The organism is Cupriavidus sp. 10L43_2, assembly GCF_056395265.1.
This window is the reverse complement of sequence record NZ_JBFTJE010000003.1, coordinates 256,546-273,937: the sequence shown is the minus strand read 5'-3', so window position 1 is coordinate 273,937 and position 17,392 is coordinate 256,546. Positions and strand designations below refer to the sequence as shown.

Below are 17,392 nucleotides of genomic sequence, written 5' to 3'. Positions count from 1 at the left end.
GCCCGCTTATCATGTCACTCACTGGATACGTATCGGGAGCCTGCCGCATGACCTTGCCGCTGATGGGAATTCGTGTCGTTGAGTTCGAGGGGATTGGCCCCGGTCCGCTGGCGGGCCGGATGCTGGCCGACATGGGGGCGGAGGTCATCGTCATCGCGCGCCAGCAGAAAGTGGCCGTGGCGGCGCAACTTGGTGGCGATAAGGAGAGTCCGCTGCGGCGGGGCAAGACCATCGTGCCGCTCGACCTGAAGAACCCGGCGGGGCTGGCGGAAGCGCTCGCGCTGGTGGCCGGCGCCGATGCCTTGATCGAGGGCAACCGCCCCGGCGTGATGGAGCGGCTGGGACTCGGCCCCGCCGACTGCGCCGCGCGCAACCCGCGTCTGGTCTATGGCCGCATGACCGGTTGGGGGCAGGCCGGGCCGCTGGCCCAATCGGCCGGACATGATCTCAACTACGTGGCGCTCACGGGCATGCTGTCGCTGTCCGCGCGGCCCGGCGAGACGCCCGCCATCCCGCCGACCGTGGTGGGCGACGCCGGCGGGGCGCTGGGCCTCGCCTTCGGCATCGCCTGCGCGCTGGTCGATGCGCGCGCCAGCGGCCGGGGGCGCGTGGTGGACGGCGCCATCGTCGACATGGTGGCCATGCTCGGCGGTATCGCGCTATGGGTGCGCAACAACGGCCAGATCGACGGCCCCACGCCAAGCCCCTTCCATCAATCGCCGTTTTACGATGTTTATGCCTGCGCGGACGGTGGGCATATCACCATCGGCGCGCTGGAACCGCAGTTCTACGCGCTGCTGCTCGCCAAACTCGGCATGACCGATGTGGATCCCGCTGCGCAGTACGACCACACGACGTGGCCGGCGCTGAAATCGCGATTCGCCGACTTGTTCCGCAGCCAGCCGCGTGCCCACTGGGATGCGCTGCTCGGCGGCACCGATGTCTGCTACGCGCCCGTGCTGAGCGTGGCGGAAGCGGCCAGGCATCCGCACAACGTGGCGCGCGGCATTTTCATCGAGCGCCCGGACGGCACGCTCGACGTGGCCGGAGCGCCGAGGTTCTCGGACGCGTTGCCTTCAGAGCAGTGAGACGGACTCGCCCTGCGAAGCCGACAGCATCCGCTCCACGTACCGCGCGATCAGGTCGATCTCGAGGTTGACGCGCGCGCCAGCCTTGAGTTCGTTCAGCGTGGTCACTTCCACGGTGTGCGGGATCAGGTTGATCGAGAACTCGCAGCCTTCGGCCACATCGCTGACGCTGTTCACGGTCAGCGAGACGCCGTTGACCACAACCGAGCCCTTGTAGGCCAGGTAGCGGCCCAGCTCGCGCGGGGCGCGGATGCGCAGTTCGTGCGATTCGCCAACCGGGGCAAAGCGCACGACGTCGCCAAGCCCATCGACGTGACCGGACACGAGATGACCGCCCAGCCGGTCTGCCAGCCGCAGCGCCTTCTCGAGATTGACGCGGCCCGGCTTGTCGAGGCCCACGGTCTTGTCGAGCGATTCTCGGGAAACGTCTACGTCGAACTGGCCGTGCTGCAGAGCCACGACGGTCATGCAGGCGCCCTGAATGGCGATGCTGTCGCCGATGATCACATCGGTCAGGTCCAGCTCGCCGGCGGCGATGCGCAGGCGCACGCCAGCGTCGGCGTTGCCCAGCGGGGAGACGGTGTCGATGCGGCCAACGGCCGCCACAATGCCAGTAAACATGCTTGCCTCGGAATACGTAGGGTCTGTCTGTTCAGGGGGATGTCAGTGCTTGCTGTCGCCACGGCGGGCAATCAGCCGGAGGTCGTCGCCGATCTGGCGCACCTCGTGCCAATGGAAGTCGACGGCGTCTTCGAGCCTGGCCAGCGGCGGCAGGTTGAACATGCCCTGCGCATCGCCCAGCAGCCGGGGCGCAAGGTAGATCAGCAGCTCGTCGGCGCAGCCCTCGCGGATCAGGGATCCGTTGAGCTTGAAGCCGGCTTCCACATGCAATTCGTTGATGCCGCGCTTGCCCAGTTCCTGCAGCATGCGGCGAAGTTCGACCTTGCCGTGCGGATTGGGCAGGACCACTACCTCGGCGCCGCGTGCCTCCAGTGCACGCTGCCGCGCGGCGTCTTCCACGGCGCAGAAGACCAGCACGGGCTTGGCGAAATCCCCGGTGTCGCGGTTCAGGATCTGCGCATCGAGCGACACCTCCAGCCGGGAGTCCACCAGCACGCGCTGCGGCTGGCGCGGCGTGGGAATGGCTCGCACGGTCAGCGCGGGATTGTCGTCCCGCACGGTGCCGATGCCGGTGAGGATGGCGCAGGCCCGGGCGCGCCAGGCATGGCCATCGTCGCGCGCGGGTTTGCCGGTGATCCACTGGCTGGTGCCGTCATGCAGCGCGGTGCCGCCATCGAGGGAAGCGGCCACTTTCACGCGCACCCACGGCAGGCCGCGCGTCATGCGCGAGACGAAGCCGATGTTGAGGTCGCGCGCTTCTTTTTCCAGCAGGCCGCAGCGTACGTCGATACCGGCATCGCGCAGCCGTTGCAGGCCGCGCCCGGACACCGCCGGGTTGGGGTCTTCCATGGCGGCCACCACGCGGGCGATGCCCGCACGCACCAGCGCCTCTGCGCACGGCGGCGTGCGGCCGAAGTGGCTGCACGGCTCCAGCGTGACATAGGCGGTGGAGCCGGCGGGATCGTGGCCGCGCGAGAGGGCGTCCTTCATCGCCTGGATCTCGGCATGGTCCTGACCGGCCGGCTGGGTATAGCCCTGCCCGATGATCTCGCCATGCTTCATCAGCACGCAGCCAACGCGCGGGTTGGGCGTGGTGGTGAACATGCCCCGCGCGGCGAGCGCGAGGGCCAGTTCCATGGCGGTATGGTCGGAGTCGGAAAACATGGCGAGGCAGTCTGTGCCGTTAGGTGAGAAAGCAGGGCGATCAGTCGCAGTCGGCATCGGGGCCGGCGCCGCAGATCCGGATGCGCCCCTGGGCGCCGAGCCTGACCTGCCGCTGCGCACCGCGGCATCGCACATGGAACGTGGCCGCGTAGAAACCGCCGCGTTCCGATCGAGAGTATCCCACAGGTGTCAAGCGGAGCGCAGGCGGTCCCTTGGCGCCATCGGTGCCGCGCAGGGTCACGCGCAGGCAGGCGGCATCCAGCGCCGTCACGGCGATGGGCGGCCCGGTGGTCGCCTGGGGTGCCACCGGTGCGAGCTGCCATCCGCCATCGAGCGTGGTGGCGCCCGGCAAGGGCCCGAGCCGGATTTCGACGCGCCGGTTGGCCGCCGTGGTGCGTGCCATGGCCAGCGATGCCGCCAGCCGGTCTGCGGCGTAGGTCACGGTGTGCTCGGCCAGCATGTGGCGCAGGGTGGGCAAGGCGATGGCCGCGAGGATGGCGGCCACGGCCAGCGAGACCAGGAGTTCGGTCAGCGTCATGCCGCTGCGCCGGCGGACGTGCTTGATTGCAGCCTGTTGCATTTCAGCATCCTTCGGGGGTTCGAGCGGGCGGATTCGCCGCGGTGAGCAGGGAAAGCCACTCGCCCGTGCTCCGCAGCACGAGAGTGCCGCAGCGCGTATCGACAAAAGTGGGCGTGGCGCGGACTTCGACGCAGCGGGACAGGTCAAGTCCGGCGCAACTGGTGGCCGTCAGCCAGTGCCGGACCGGGGCGGGCGGCGCGGGCACGGGGCGGGGCCAATGGCCGGCCGGGGCGGTTGCGTCTAGGGCGCTCGCAAACGTCGACGCGCTGAGGGCATGCCGCTCGAGCGCCAGCATCGCGGTGACCGCTTCGGCACGTGCCTGCATGCGCCACGCCCGGTGGAAATGCTGCCGCCATGCCGGTAGCGCCATGGCGGCGAGGATCACGACGATCATCAGGGTGATCATCAACTCGACGAGGCTGAAGCCGCTGCTTTGGGTGCGCGGCAGGCAGGGTCGGTGCGTCATGGCGATGCTCATAGCGGTGTCCGGATCAGTTCGCGCCAGCCCAGCCGACCGCGCCGGCGTGTCAGGTAGGCGTGTTGTTGCAGGTAGGCGCCGTCGCCATCGACCTGCCACAGGGCAAGGGAATGGACATCGCGCCGGGAGATGCCGGGCGCCGGAGTGGCACCTTCGATGACCGGGGAGAGGCTGACGAACGGACCACCGAAGGCCGGATCGAACGGCAACCCTGTGATGGCGGCGCCGGGTTTGCCATCGGCCTGCAGGACGGTGACCGACTCCCCGGTAGCGGCGTCGATCAGGTAGCTCCGTGCACGGCCATCGGGTGCCAGCGTGGTGAAGGAGAGATGGGCAGGGCTGGCGGCGTCCAGTGTCTCGATCTGTTCGCCCGGATGGGGTAGCGCGAGCGTCCATCCTGTCGTGCCGGGGGGGTCCGACGAGGGGACGGCACGCAGCACCACGCCGTTACCGCTCGGGATTGCGCGGATCTGGCGTGGGTTGGCTGGCTTTTCGGTGTGGTCCGGAATGGCGGACACGGCGTTGCCGGTGCCGTAGACAATAAGCGGGGTAGCACCGGTGTACGTGATCACGGGTGGTTCGACACTGCCACGTCTGCTGGCGGTCTGGCGATGCAGGCATGTTGCGGGTGGCGTATCGGCGCCAAGGGCGTCGAGGGGGAACCGCCAGAGGCGGCCTACATCGTCGATGGCGTAGGCGGCGCGGGCGGCGCCACTGGCATCGCTCCGCACCGTGACGGCGAGGAGTTGCGTGGTGGCCGTCTTGCTGTCGCAGCCTTGTTCAGGTAGCGGCAGTCGCGGAACACGGCCGGTGGTCGCCCAGGCGCCTGCCGGCCGGTCCAGCGGAAGCAGCGCCAAGGCCGCCCGTGCACCCGCCGGCGTGCCCGGCGCGAGGATGCCGACGGCGAACCAGCGCCGCTCGTTGTCGACCCTGAGCATGGCGGCGCGTAGCGGGCCACTGCCGGTCAGCGGCAAGGCGTCGCTTCCCGTCACTTCCCAGATCAGTTGGATGGGTGTGTCGGCGTCCGGAGTGGATACGTCGAGGACGAATGCGGTGCCGGGCGTGCGCGCCGTAGCGGGTGTGGCGCAAAGGAGAAGGGTGCGCCAGCGGCCGTTTGGGTCAGCATCCACGCTATGGGGCCTTGGGCACGGCGGGGCCGGCACCCGCGTGCCCACGGCGGTTAGGGCGGCGGCTTCGGCCAGTGCGGCGCGCGGTAGGTAGCCGGCGCGTTCCCGGCCCGTCATCGCGTCGAAGCTGTGCAGGATGCCATCGCGCGTGCCCAGCCAGACGGTGGTTGGCCGCAGTGCATGTGCGTTGCGGAAGGCGGTGTGGCCCGGTTGCATGGGCTGCCACGCCGGTGGCGCCACCACGTGCACGCGCGCGCCGGCGGCGCTGGCAAGCCGGGTGTCGCGTGGGCGCATGAGCGGGTTGGGGCGGTTGCCACGAAGCCACGAGAGCCGGTCCGCGCCGTGGGTGTCGGGCTGGCCGGTTGTGGGATCGATGTTGAGATGTTGCTTGGCCTCCGCATCGATGGCGGGCCACCGCAAGGGCGTCAGCCGCGTCCCGCCCAGATAGAGGCGACGCGTGTCCGTGTCGCGCTGGTCGAGCCTTTCTCCCGCTTCCCAGAGGTGCAGTACCCCACGCCGGTTGGCATCGGCGGTGGTGCGGAAGCCGATGGCATGGAGGCGCCCGGTCCAGGGGTAGCCGGCAGGCGCCACACGGTAGCCCATCGGCAAACGGCCGGCCTCGCTGGCAACGGCGCCGGGGCAGCCGCTAAGCCCTAGCACGATCCCGATGCACCCCATGACAAGGCGGATCATGGCTGGAACTCCGTCTGGAGCAGCACGCGCACGGACGGATCGCGGGCAAGACCGAGCGCGGTAATGCGGAAGCGCGGCCACTGCGCCGTGCCGGCCAGTGTCTGGAGGGTCTGGTGGTGGTCGAGGACTTCGATGAGGTAGCGGGGCGGATGCGTCGCCCCGGCCACGCCTTCGGGCAGATCGGGCAGGCGCGCCCCGGTGAACGCACCAATCGATAGCGCCGGGACGCTCTCGGGTGGGCTGCCCTCGATCCATGGCCACCAGGCCGGCTGGCCGGTGCCCGTTCGACAGATGGCGCGCTGGGCCTCCACGCCGCAATGGCCCGGGTCCGGCCACGACGCCAGCCGAGCATGCGGCGACGCGGCAGCCGCAAGCAGATCCGCCTCCGCATCGAGCAAGGCCGCCTCCGCCGCGCGGAACGCGATCTCGCGGTCCAGTTGCAGCCCTGCCAGTTGACGGCCGGCGTGGAGGAAGTGCATCGCTGCGGCGCAGACGCTGGCCGTGAGCACCAGCATCGTCGTGACGAAAGCGAGAACGGCGATGCCATCCTGCGTGCGGCGGGTCAGCATAGGGTCTCCAGGCAGGGCGAAGGGTTGCGCAGGCGGAAGGTGGTGGTGAAGACGCGCCGGCGGACCGCATGCCGGGTCGCAGGGGGGAACGACAAGTCCTCGTCGGCGTCGCCATGGGTCAGCGCGGGCAGCAGGGTCAGCGGCTCTGGCCGGGTCGTCTGCCCGGTAGCGCGGTCGCCCCGGATCACCAGGGCGATCTGCACCGTGCGCACGCGATGCCAGCCGGCATCGCCCTGCGCCCGGATGTCGCGGGCGCGGAGATAGGTGTCCGCCTCCCCGTCGCCGTCCCGGTCGACGCCATAGCGCAGCTGCATGGCCTCCACGCCACGGACGAGCGTCCCCGAGGTGTAAGTGACGGCTTGCATCTGGCGCCCCTGCCGGCGCGGATAGCGGCACAGCAACTGCGGCACGCCATCACTGCCGAGGCCGATGTACAGCAGGTTCATCGCGGCGTGATGCGAGGTGGGCACGCCATCGACCGGTTGGGCGGTTGCCGCCAGCGCATGCCCGCCACAGTCGGTCATGGTGCCGTCGGGCCGCGTGGTCGCATCGCCGCTGCTGCTGCCGGAGAAGCGCAGGCGCAGGGCATCGCTCTGATGCCGGCCCCGGGTGCCGCACGGGGCAGATAGATCGACGGCGGGCTGGCCGCAGTCGTCGTGGCCCTCGAGCGGCGCGGTTGGCGCCGGATGCCCTGGGGTGAGCGAGGCCCGACCGGGAATCCAGCCCGCCTGACGCACCAGTTGAGCGACGATGCCCAGCGCCCGATGGCCGCGCTCCGCCATCATCACGCTGTCCGCGACGTTGGCGTATGCCTGCCGGACGACTTGGAACGTGGTGATGGCCAGTACGGATGCCAGCAGCCCGAGCACCATCCCCACCATCATCCCGGTGAGCGTGAACCCACGCTGGCGAGGGCGACGCGTCATGGCGCTACCCATAACGCCACGTGGGCGGGAGGTGCCGTCATGCCGGGCGAGGCGTCCGCCGTAATGCGGACCGGCCCGGCCAGCACAATGCGCGCACCGGGCGCGCAGAGCGGCCGAGCGCCGGCCCCGACGCCGAGCGCGCCACACAGCTGCGCGTGGCGCCCGCCGGGCGGCACCATCGAACCGGCACCGGCCGTTTCGGCGAACTCCGACGCCCACTGCGTGGTCTGCGCCAGACTCTCCTGCTCACCCGCCAGCCGGAGCCACAAGGGGCCGAGCACGGCCAGCGGCATGGCGCCGATGCCGATGACGGCAAGGCAGATCAGCGATTCGAGGAGGATGTAGCCGCTGGAGCGCCGCTGAGGGCGGCGGCCGGAAGGGGAGGGTGGAGCAAGGGACATGGCGCATCGGTTCGAACAGAACGGATGTCCACGATAGCCTCGGGCGAGGCCCTAAAACGTGTCCGGATGTGGAGGTTTTTTGGAAGTTTGTGTCCGAGGCCGACTCGGACGGTTCCCTTGCAGGATCAGGGCAGCACGCAGCTCGTTTCGCGGTTGGGATCGCATACGCGCGCGCGTCCCAGAAGGCTGACTTCGACGACACGCTTTGCATCACCGATCTGGAAGCCGGCGCTCATCGACATTTGGCTTTTTGTCGTCGTCTGCGAATACCCGACCGGAGAAAAGGAGATCGAAGCAAGCCCTGTGGGAAAGGTAGAGGTCGTCACCACGACATCGGACGGTGGCTTGTCGTATTGCGCAATGAGATTCTCGGTCCCCTCTTCGTAGGTGCCATTGGGGGTGAGACCTTCGGAGAAAACTTGCCACCCATTCTTCCAGTCGTTCCCGATCGGTGCCACGGTCACATAGCTATTGGTCGTGGCCGCGATGGATCGTGCCTTCGAAACCGCCGTGTTGAAGCTGTCTGCCACGGTCAACACGCGATGATTGCGCATGAACGTGGTCATGCTAGGCACCGCAAAGCCCACCAGAATCACGCCGACGGCCATCGTCGTGATCAGTTCTATAAGCGTGAAGCCTTGTTGTGGCTGGACGGCTCGTTTGTCGACGCGCATGGGGATCACCAGCAATTGGGAGTGTTGACTTCTTGGCCGTTCAGCATGTTGTTCTTGACGCCTGTGCTCTTGATCGTCAGAACGCCGCAGGTGGCATCGGCCCGCTTGGGTGTCGCACGCAACTCCACGCACTGGCCGCTGTTGCAATCGAACGCGGCGATCGTGTAGTTGCCGCTGGTCGCATTGTCGCCGGAGTACGCCTTGTAGCCGGTCCAAGGCGTCGTCGTACCCGCTGCATAGTAGGTGTTGACTTGCGAAAAGTGCCGCTCGAACAACTGCATGTTCTCCATCAGTGCCGCCTTGGCCTCGGTGCGCCGACCTTTCAGGATGAATTCCTGATAGGAGGGGTAGGCGAATGCACTGAGGATGCCGATGATGGCCACGGTGACCATCACCTCGGCTAGCGTGAAGCCGCGCGGCCACTTGCGGAGTCTATATGTCATGGCTGTCCTGGATGTCAGTTCGTTATCGTGAAATTGCGGATTTCCTTCCATCCCTTGCGCATAACGCGCTTGTCGGTCGCGTTGGTGCTGGTTGTGGTCAGCGTGCCCGCGGAGCCGAAGCCCAGTACCTGCGTCGTCGTGGATTGCACCCCACCTCCAGCGCCGGTACGGTCAGTCTTCGACACATTGATGACGATGATCGACGGCGCGCCAAGCAGGCCGACGGAGGACAACATGCCCGAGATGCCATTGGTAGGCAGGCCGGTCAGTGGGTTCAGGGCATAGCTCCGGCTACCGCCGGCGGTGCCGCATGTACCGGTGGCCGTGTAGATCGAGTTGAAGAAGATCATGCCGCTTGCGACGGCGGCGGATGTGACCTGCCGCTCGGTGCTATCGAGGAAATCGAGCACCCAGCCAGGTTTGCGCCCGCCCGTGTAGCCCGGATATGCAGCCGTGCCAGTAATGGAGATGGACTGCCCCCCCGAGGTATAGGCCGAGGACAACTGGCTTAACTGGCTCCGGCCGCCGCTCACATAGTCGGTGCCACCGCCGTCATAAATGCCGTAGAAGGAGTTGGTCTGCGTCGGGGTGGTACTCGTATCGGCCAGTTCGTAGTACTTGCCGGTGCCAAACAGGACCATGAAGCCACCCGGGGCGTACACCACCTCTGGCTGCATCGTGATTGGCTGGCGATTGCCGTTGCGGTCGGTTGCCACGAACAGCGGCTTGCCCGGCGTGCCGCCGTACGGCGGCAGTGCGCCGTCGCTGCCGGCGTTCCACGTGGAGGGCAGGCCGGAGACGTTGAACTTCCACAGATTGCCCTGCAGGTCGCCCGCATAGATGGCCAGGCCGATTCCGCTTGTGGAAGTGGTCACGGCTGGCGTGCTCAGGCCGTTTGCGGTGACATAGGGCGGCGTGGCCGAAGGCGACGGGGTGACGATCTTCCAATAATTGTTGTTCAGCGACCACGCTTCGCTGGGCGACTTGTCCAGCGAGAGGAGGAACAGCGCGCCCGGCGCCCGGTCGTTGGCGTAGCCATCGGCCTGATTGCTGTTCAGGCCGTTCCCGACAATGGCGAACCACTTGTACACGGGCACATTGTTGGTGTCCTTGCCGACAAGCATCTTGGCGATCACCGGGCGGCCCATGACGTTGCCCATGTCGGCGTCGTCCTTGTCCGTGAACTCCCACATGACATTCGATGCACCGAAAACGCTGCCTCGGCTACCGGTCGGGTCGGTTACATCCAGGGCGTACACCCCCTGCGCGCCGCCGCCCATGCCGCCCACCAGCACCGTTTTCCAGTTGCTGCCGATCTGGACTTCCGAAGTGACTGGCGTGGCATCGACATAGGCGCGATGCGAGTAGGTGGCGCCGGTCAGCTGGTTGAGCTTGCTGACGACTGCCGCCGGGACGTAGGCGAATACTTCGTCGCCAGTATTGGCATTGAAGCCGTGCAGCATGCCGTCGTTGGCGCCGACATAGACCATCGGCGTCCGGGTTGCGTAGTTCGTGGCGAATGCGGCGTAGCCGGCGCCGCTGCGGGTGGTGGAGGGCAGACCGACGAACGTCGGGCCGGAGTTGATGATGTCACCGAACACCGTCTTGCGTGCCCGGAACAGCCCGCCATTGCCCTGGCTGTCGGCTTCGTTGCTGCGATCTCCCCGCAGGTACTCCACGCGTTGCTGGCCCAGCCCGTCGCTGCTGCTCGTGCCCGGGTTGATGTTCAGTGCATCCTGCTGTGCCTTGCCGAGGTTGGCCCAGCTGAATGCGGCGCCCGTCCCTGTGGCGCCGCTCAAGGTGAAGATGGAACGCGTCGAATAGGTCCGGGCCGCGAGGCGCGAACCGGCCTCCCAGGCTGCCGTGGACGAGATCGAGACGGAACCGTCGCTATTTTTGAGTAGCGGGTAGGCGCTGAGCTTACCGTTCCATTGCTGATCAAAGCCCGGCGTGTAGACAAATTCGTTCTGGATGATCCGGGTGTTGCTCAGTGCCACGCCGGAGAGCGTGCCGGCTGCGGTCGTGATCTGCGTGAAGATTTGCTTGATCGCGCTGATCATCTGCGCCGGCTGGCTGGCGAGGAACCAGTTGGACGGGATGTTGGAGCCAATAGGGGCCGCCTCCCACTCCGTGTTGTTGGTCACCACGGCGCCGCCGGAACCCAGCGTCTTGAACGGGTTGCCGTCCTTGTTGCCGCCATCGTTGGTCTCTTCCTTGAAGCCGCCGTACTTGGCTGCGAGGAAGATCTGGCTTTGCCGCTGGCTGTCGCCGACCGTGCCGTTGCCGTTTTCGTTCACGTCGATACCGAAGGTGGTGACGCGAGCCTCGGGCATGGTTGGCCGGAATGCCGAGGTATGCGCCCAGTAGGCAATGCCGGCAAGGTAGTACGACGACTTAGAGGACGTGGGGTGGTTCTTGGTGCCGAGGCTCAGGAATGACGAGCCGAGCGGATTCGAGTTCCCGGCGGCGGGTGTGTTCGTCTCGAGCGCGCCGACCTTGTTGGTCCAATCCACCACGTCGAATTTGCTCCAGGAATCCTTCGCACGGGCCGGGTCGCCCTGGTTGGCGATGGTATTGCCGGGAATGTAGTGATCCTGGTGGGTGTTGATATCGCCAATCGTCAGCACGTAGTTGCGCTGACAACTGTTCAGCAGGGGGTCGGTGTCCCAACTTGTGTACACGGGAAAATTGTCCGTGTAGGCCGTGGTGAGATTGTTCACGGCTTCGGGAGTCGGGCCATCGGGGTGGAACTGCAGGTAGCGAATGCTCTCGTAGTAAAGCTCGCTCAGTGGATCGTACGTCTTGTATCTGCCTACCGGATTGTCGGTGGGTCCGCCGAGGTCGGTCACCATTGTGCGGCCGAACTTGTTCAGGTAATTGATCACGCCGCTATTGGCGTTGGTGGTCAGGTTGAGCGGGTTGTTCAGCAGCACCCCGTACGCATCCCATTCCTTGGCCGGGTTCGTGATCGTATTCAGCGAGGTATTTACTGCGTTGTCGCCCACATACTTCATCGGCGCCCGCAGTACACCGCCGTAACGCTCGTTCTGGGTCTTGCTTGTATCGTTGGTGGCATCGTTCAGGTAGCCGAAGGCCGCGAACCGCACGCGGTCGGCATTGCGCTGCATCTCGCCCACGGGCTTGTAGTTGGTGCCGTCGTAGCTGTAGCAGAGGTCCGTACGGCTGGTAGCTTCGCTGCTGTCGCAGACCTGCACCTGAACGCGGAAGCCGCGCCGTTCCGTCACCGTGCCGCGGCTGTTGGTCACGTCGGCGTACTTGCGCAAACTGGTACACGAGGCGGAGGAGTCGTCCGCGTCCGAGAAGTAAATATGGTTGCCGCAGGACGCCATGTACAACGTGGTGTACTTGAACGGCGTCACCTTGCTCGGCGCGCTGTTCGTGCCGCTGCCGTTGATGCTCTTGAGCGGGAAGTAAGACGAGCTCTTGAAGAAGTCGGCTTGCAGCAGGGCGCGTTGCAGGACAGTTTGCGTGCGCGTGTCGACCACGCGGTCGCCGCCGGTCATGGCGAGGCGCAGCTCGTCAATGGCGGACGAGGCCGCCCAGTTCATGAAGTTGCCGCTGAAATCGCCGGAGCACTCGTGGGTGTCGGTGGTAGCGTTTCCGGAGATCGTGAAGTAGCCAGACGTGGCGTTATAGGCGTAGCACTTCGTGTTGTTGAAGTAGCCGAGGTAGCCGGTAGCCTTGTTGTAGGTGCCCCGGTATGCGGCGCCGGTGGTGGGGAATTCCACCGACAAAGTCAGCATCAGGTTCGGATGGATGTTCTGCGACTGGCCGTAGAGCGGCGTGGTCGAGATCGAAACCGTCGGCACGGTGGTCGGCGCGGCGCAGAGCGCAACGCTCCAGAGCATGGTGCACAGCGGCAGCAGGCGGCGGAAGAGGTTCATGGAATTCGGTCCCGGTTCGTTGGTTTGATCCGTCGGGGAAATGGGGTTAGTCCTCGCCCTTGTAGTAGAGCGACTGGACTACTGCGCGTGTGGTGTCATTGGGGCCGAAGCCGACGGCCGTAATCTGGTACATGAATTTCACATCGTCCGGATTGCTCGCGCTTTGATTGTTATCTCTGACCGTCATGATCTCAATCAGATAGCGCGGCTTGCGGCCGGGGGTCAGGCCTGAGCCAGTGGGGAATGACCTGCCGGTGAACGTTCCATACTCCACAGTCCTCTGGCCGACGGTGGCCAGCCAGTCGACGGTGTTCCAGATCGGCGGATTGCTGTTGTATGTGTCGCACAATCCCAGGTAAGGCCCGCTTGGGGCGGTGCCCGTGTTGCAACCGCCCGGCACATCAAAGCCGTCGCGCTTCTTCGATGAGAAGATCTGCGTGCGTTTGGCCGGGCCGGTTGCATTGCTGATATCGAGTTCCGCGTCGCGCAGCGCGGCTTCCGCTGCCTGGAACGCGATCTCAAAATCACGCTGGTTCCGTGATGTCTTCTTCGAGTCGAGTGCGATGCGCGCGCCCGAAATGGCCAGCAGCGTGATCACCAGCAGCATGATCACGGCGGTGATCAGGGCAACGCCTCGCTCGTTTCGCGAGCGGCATGCGGGGGTCATCCTGGAGGTCAGAGGCATGACGTGTCTCCCGGAACACAGTGGTTGTAGTTGCGGACCTGGAGGGTGGTGGTGAACAGGCGGCGTGCCGCCTGGGTGTCCTGCGTGGGTGTGAAGGTGCCGTCTGCGCCGTTGTAGAGCGACCCGAACATCTGGATGGCTCCGTTTCCCCCGGCGTCTGCGCTCGCGTTGTCAGCGCGTACGACGATCGACAGCTTGATGGTCGCGATGTGGAGCCATTCGAGTGTCGTCATTTCGTCGGCTCTCACGTACTTGTCCGGCACATCGTCGGAATTCGTGGAGATCCCATACAGCAACTGCATGTTCTCGACGCCGGTCACCAGTTCCTGCGTGACGTACGTGGTCAGCGACTCTTCTCCCGCAGTCCGCTGGCGGTACTTGCACATCAGGGTAGGTTTGCCTGCTGCGTTGTTAGCGACGAAGAAAACGGACAAGCCGCGCTGGCTGGCCGCGAGCGTTACATCGCCCTCGGTGTAGCCCGCCACGCCCTGGCCTGAGCAATCGACAATCGATTCGTCGGGCGTGCGGGGGTTTCCGGGAACCCCGGACCCGTAGTAGCGCACCATGAACATGTCGCTGCCATTGACTGACGCGCCTCCGTTGCAAACCAGATCTTCGCCGTCCCCCGGCGTGGAGCACGATTCGCGTCCGAAGATCATCTGGTCCGTAATCACCATCGCGCCGCCCGAGGGGCCTGGCGGCACATAAGACGCTTGCCGCAGCACACGGGACATTACCGAGATTGCGAATTGCCCACGCTCTTCCAGGTTCGCGTTGTCGTCGATCGTGGCGTAGCTGTTGCGGCTCATCAGGTAGAACGACAGGCCGGCAATCAACACCAGCATGCTGATGACCAGCGTCACCATCAGTTCGATGAGGGTATAGCCCGCGGCCGGCTGCCGCAGGCGGCGGGAGTCAGAGTGGCGGGGCATCAGTTGTTGACTCCGGGGTTGACGACCACGACGACCATGGGCGTCGCATCGCCATTCGCTGCGGCGGAGTCGGCCATGGTGGTGCCTGTAGCGAGATCAGCGCCGGCGCGATCGGTGAAACGGGAGGTCCAGCCTACCTTGATGACGATCGGCGTATCGCTTGGAGAGCCATTGCCACCGGCGGTCTGGGTGCAGCCCCACTGGTAACCGGTGTTGAGCTGGAACGTGGTCGAGTCGCGGCAGATGACCGCGCGGCCGTTTGGCAGGCTGGTCTGGACGCGGCGCGCCCAGTCAGCCTTGTCGAAATTCGCGGTGAGGGGCGCGCATGCGGCTGATGCGCCAGTGCAGGCCGTGCGGAACAGGTTGCCGCTGTCCGCGATATTCGGCGTGCCGGTCTTCGTGTCGAAAAGGTAGTTGTTTTTGTTGGCCTCATCGACGCTCGCCCGCATGCGGTCCGCCATGTCATTGGCGAGCTGAAGCGCAACAACGTCGTAGGACGACTGTTGCGCGAAGCGGAAAGACTTGATGAGCAGATTGGCCACGCCGAGCACGCCGAACGCCAGAACGACGATCGCTACCAATGCTTCGAGCATGGTGAAGCCGGCCGCCCCCCGGCGGCGTGACTGACCCATTTGTGACTCCCGTCCAAAAAATCGAACTGTTCTTTTGCTTTTCTACGGGCGGCGCGTTGGAGTTTTGCTGCGCCGGAGCCTCTGTTGGGCCCCGTTTACGCCGTGCACGCGCTCGCCATCCGGCCTCCTTACCCGAAGGAGGTCAGTGCAGATTAGACAGCTTTTTTTACGAAGTAGCTACCCCTTTCGTGGGGTAGGCGGGGAAAATTCGTCGAGTACGTCGCGAAATTCCGACACATCTTCAAAACTGCGATAAACGGAAGCAAAGCGGATATAGGCAATTTTGTCGAGTTTGCGCAATTCGCGCATAACCAGTTCGCCCACCTGGCTGCTGGCGATCTCTTTCTCGCCCAGCGCCAGCAGTTTTTCTTCGATCCGGGTAATGGCCTGGTCGATGGCCTCGGCGGACACCGGCCGCTTGCGCAGGGCCAGCCGCATGGAGTCCTTGAGCTTGCCGCGCGTGTAGTCCACGCGGGAGCCGTTTTTCTTGACGATGGCGGGGAAGAAGAGCTCGATGCGCTCGTAGGTGGTGAAGCGGCGGTCGCAGGCTTCGCAACGCCGGCGGCGGCGCACCGTGTCGCCGTCCTCGGAGACGCGACTGTCAAGCACCTGGGTGTTGGAATGACCGCAGAAGGGGCATTTCATGCCGGACCACCTGAAGATATATGCCGGGCCGCATTATCGCTCGCGGTGTGCAAAAGGTAAAACGGCGCTGCCGGGGCAGCGCCGTTCGTCACGCGCACTATATAGATAGGCGCGATGCCGGTTGTGGGCCGGATATCAGCCGTAGACCGGGAAGCGGCGGGTCAGGGCGGACACCTGCTCGCGCACCTTGGCGATATTGGCTTCGTCGTGCGGGTTGTCCAGCACGTCGGCGATCAGGTTGCCCACCTGGCGGGCTTCGTCTTCCTTGAAGCCGCGCGTAGTCATGGCCGGCGAGCCCAGGCGCACGCCCGAGGTCACGAACGGCTTTTCCGGATCGTTCGGGATGGCGTTCTTGTTCACCGTGATATGGGCGTCGCCGAGGATCTTCTCGGCTTCCTTGCCGGTGATCTGCTTGGCGCGCAGGTCCACCAGCATCACGTGGCTCTCGGTCTTGCCGGACACGATGCGCAGGCCGCGCGCGATCAGGGTCTCGGCCAGCACGGCGGCGTTCTTCACCACCTGTTGCTGGTAGGCCTTGAACTCCGGCGTCAGCGCTTCCTTGAAGGCGACGGCCTTGCCAGCGATCACGTGCATCAGCGGGCCGCCCTGGATCCCCGGGAAGATGGCCGAGTTGATGGCCTTCTCGTGCTCGGCCTTCATCAGGATCACGCCACCACGCGGGCCGCGCAGGCTCTTGTGGGTGGTCGTGGTCACGAAGTCAGCGTGCGGCACCGGGTTCGGGTACACGCCGGCGGCGATCAGGCCGGCGTAGTGGGCCATGTCCACCATGAAGTAGGCGCCAACATCCTTGGCCACCTTGGCGATCCGCTCGAAGTCGATGCGCAGGGCGAAGGCCGAGGCGCCGGCGATGATCATCTTCGGCTTCTTCTCGTGGGCCAGCTTCTCCAGCGCGTCGTAGTCGATGTCTTCCTGGGCGTTCAGGCCGTAGCTGACCACGTTGAACCACTTGCCGCTCATGTTCAGGGCCATGCCGTGGGTCAGGTGACCGCCTTCGGCCAGGCTCATGCCCATGATGGTGTCGCCCGGCTTGAGCATGGCGAAGAACACGCCCTGGTTGGCCTGCGAGCCCGAGTTCGGCTGCACGTTGGCGGCTTCAGCGCCGAAGAGCTGCTTCACGCGGTCGATGGCCAGCTGCTCCACCACATCCACGTACTCGCAGCCACCGTAGTAGCGCTTGCCGGGATAGCCCTCGGCGTACTTGTTGGTCAGCTGCGAGCCCTGGGCGGCCATCACGGCCGGCGAGGTGTAGTTCTCGGACGCGATCAGCTCGATATGGTCTTCCTGGCGCTGGTTTTCCTTCTGGATCGCGGCGAAGACTTCGGGGTCGATCTGCTCGATGGTGAAACGGCTGCGTTCAAACATGGCGTGACTCGTCTGTAAAAAAGGGATGCCGATGCACTTTTCGGATACGAACAGGCAATCGGGATACATCTCGGGGGTTTCGCAGAACTTCGCGATTAGGGCGCGCGGGGAAGGCATCGGCGTCCCGCACCGGTGACCTCTATATATAGAGGTCGTCCGGTGCAGGGCGCACCCTGCTTCCCATTCGCTGCCCAGGCGAGCGGCAGGCGTTTGTGATTCACGCCAGATAACTTGCGCTTCCTCGTGGTAGTACCCACTGACTTCGCCAGTCGCGCAAGATGGAATGGTTGCCGCAGAGTTTACGCGAGGCCGCGCCGCGCCGCAAGGCGGTGCCAGAGGGGGTAACGCGGGGGCAGGGCAGGCCGGATGTGGCGGGCGGTGCATCGGGCCAGCTTCCCGCAAAGCCGCGCGGCGCCTGGCTCGCAACTTGCTGTTGCATTTCTCCT

General features: G+C 65.5%; 17 protein-coding genes and 1 riboswitch. Of the genes, 1 reads left to right on the top strand and 16 read right to left on the bottom strand.

Annotated features, from left to right (window positions below; all coding sequences use genetic code 11):
* Positions 1-47: 47 nt before the first annotated feature.
* Positions 48-1,088 carry a CaiB/BaiF CoA transferase family protein gene (locus AC1DEL_RS06035; protein WP_441590635.1) on the top strand — a complete coding sequence of 347 codons (1,041 nt, stop codon included), beginning with the start codon at positions 48-50 and terminating at the stop codon, positions 1,086-1,088.
* Here the strand turns inward: AC1DEL_RS06035 and AC1DEL_RS06030 are convergent.
* The 16 genes from AC1DEL_RS06030 to glyA all read right to left on the bottom strand — a co-directional run bounded on the left by AC1DEL_RS06030 (position 1,077) and on the right by glyA (position 16,946).
* Entirely contained in the window at positions 1,077-1,709 is a 633-nt protein-coding gene (locus AC1DEL_RS06030) for a riboflavin synthase (protein ID WP_211943228.1), read from the bottom strand. The genes AC1DEL_RS06035 and AC1DEL_RS06030 overlap by 12 nt on opposite strands.
* 42 nt (positions 1,710-1,751) lie before the next feature.
* On the bottom strand, positions 1,752-2,873 hold the full coding sequence (ribD, locus tag AC1DEL_RS06025; RefSeq protein WP_092290535.1) for a bifunctional diaminohydroxyphosphoribosylaminopyrimidine deaminase/5-amino-6-(5-phosphoribosylamino)uracil reductase RibD: 1,122 nt from the start codon (positions 2,871-2,873) through the stop codon (positions 1,752-1,754).
* A 40-nt stretch (positions 2,874-2,913) separates the two neighbouring features.
* On the bottom strand, positions 2,914-3,453 hold the full coding sequence (locus AC1DEL_RS06020) for a GspH/FimT family pseudopilin (protein WP_477109811.1): 540 nt from the start codon (positions 3,451-3,453) through the stop codon (positions 2,914-2,916).
* Position 3,454: 1 nt separating this feature from the next.
* Positions 3,455-3,931, bottom strand: coding sequence for a type IV pilin protein (locus tag AC1DEL_RS06015; protein ID WP_441645198.1), 477 nt, complete (start codon positions 3,929-3,931; stop codon positions 3,455-3,457).
* Entirely contained in the window at positions 3,928-5,718 is a 1,791-nt protein-coding gene (locus tag AC1DEL_RS06010; RefSeq protein ID WP_255370675.1) for a pilus assembly protein, read from the bottom strand. The genes AC1DEL_RS06015 and AC1DEL_RS06010 overlap by 4 nt, the downstream gene beginning before the upstream one ends.
* 29 nt (positions 5,719-5,747) lie before the next feature.
* Positions 5,748-6,320: a pilus assembly protein gene (locus AC1DEL_RS06005; protein ID WP_441645200.1), complete on the bottom strand. Its 573-nt coding sequence runs from the start codon at positions 6,318-6,320 to the stop codon at positions 5,748-5,750.
* On the bottom strand, positions 6,314-7,246 hold the full coding sequence (locus AC1DEL_RS06000; protein WP_143093846.1) for a PilW family protein: 933 nt from the start codon (positions 7,244-7,246) through the stop codon (positions 6,314-6,316). The genes AC1DEL_RS06005 and AC1DEL_RS06000 overlap by 7 nt, the downstream gene beginning before the upstream one ends.
* A complete protein-coding gene (locus tag AC1DEL_RS05995) occupies positions 7,243-7,647 on the bottom strand; it encodes a type II secretion system protein (RefSeq protein ID WP_092290527.1) in 405 nt (134 codons plus the stop codon). Before AC1DEL_RS05995 ends, AC1DEL_RS06000 begins: the two co-directional genes overlap by 4 nt.
* Positions 7,648-7,772: 125 nt before the next feature.
* Positions 7,773-8,321: a GspH/FimT family pseudopilin gene (locus tag AC1DEL_RS05990; RefSeq protein ID WP_441645832.1), complete on the bottom strand. Its 549-nt coding sequence runs from the start codon at positions 8,319-8,321 to the stop codon at positions 7,773-7,775.
* A gap of 5 nt (positions 8,322-8,326) precedes the next feature.
* The gene (locus AC1DEL_RS05985) at positions 8,327-8,764 is read right to left on the bottom strand and encodes a type IV pilin protein (protein WP_441645833.1); all 438 of its coding nucleotides are present in this window, start codon (positions 8,762-8,764) and stop codon (positions 8,327-8,329) included.
* 14 nt (positions 8,765-8,778) lie between these two features.
* Positions 8,779-12,669 (bottom strand): pilus assembly protein, encoded by a 3,891-nt coding sequence (locus tag AC1DEL_RS05980; RefSeq protein WP_477109813.1) that lies wholly within the window; start codon positions 12,667-12,669, stop codon positions 8,779-8,781.
* A 46-nt stretch (positions 12,670-12,715) separates the two neighbouring features.
* Complete coding sequence (locus AC1DEL_RS05975) at positions 12,716-13,354, bottom strand: pilus assembly PilX family protein (protein WP_441645835.1); 639 nt, start codon at positions 13,352-13,354, stop codon at positions 12,716-12,718.
* Entirely contained in the window at positions 13,345-14,286 is a 942-nt protein-coding gene (locus AC1DEL_RS05970; protein ID WP_477112832.1) for a PilW family protein, read from the bottom strand. The genes AC1DEL_RS05975 and AC1DEL_RS05970 overlap by 10 nt, the downstream gene beginning before the upstream one ends.
* Positions 14,286-14,918, bottom strand: a complete 633-nt coding sequence (gene pilV / locus AC1DEL_RS05965; RefSeq protein ID WP_441645837.1) for a type IV pilus modification protein PilV — start codon at positions 14,916-14,918, stop codon at positions 14,286-14,288. The genes AC1DEL_RS05970 and pilV overlap by 1 nt, the downstream gene beginning before the upstream one ends.
* A gap of 177 nt (positions 14,919-15,095) precedes the next feature.
* Entirely contained in the window at positions 15,096-15,563 is a 468-nt protein-coding gene (nrdR, locus tag AC1DEL_RS05960; RefSeq protein ID WP_092290516.1) for a transcriptional regulator NrdR, read from the bottom strand.
* A 135-nt stretch (positions 15,564-15,698) separates the two neighbouring features.
* Complete coding sequence (glyA, locus tag AC1DEL_RS05955) at positions 15,699-16,946, bottom strand: serine hydroxymethyltransferase (protein ID WP_092290514.1); 1,248 nt, start codon at positions 16,944-16,946, stop codon at positions 15,699-15,701.
* Positions 16,947-17,128: 182 nt separating this feature from the next.
* Positions 17,129-17,229, bottom strand: a riboswitch (ZMP/ZTP riboswitch).
* Between the last annotated feature and the right edge of the window lie 163 nt (positions 17,230-17,392).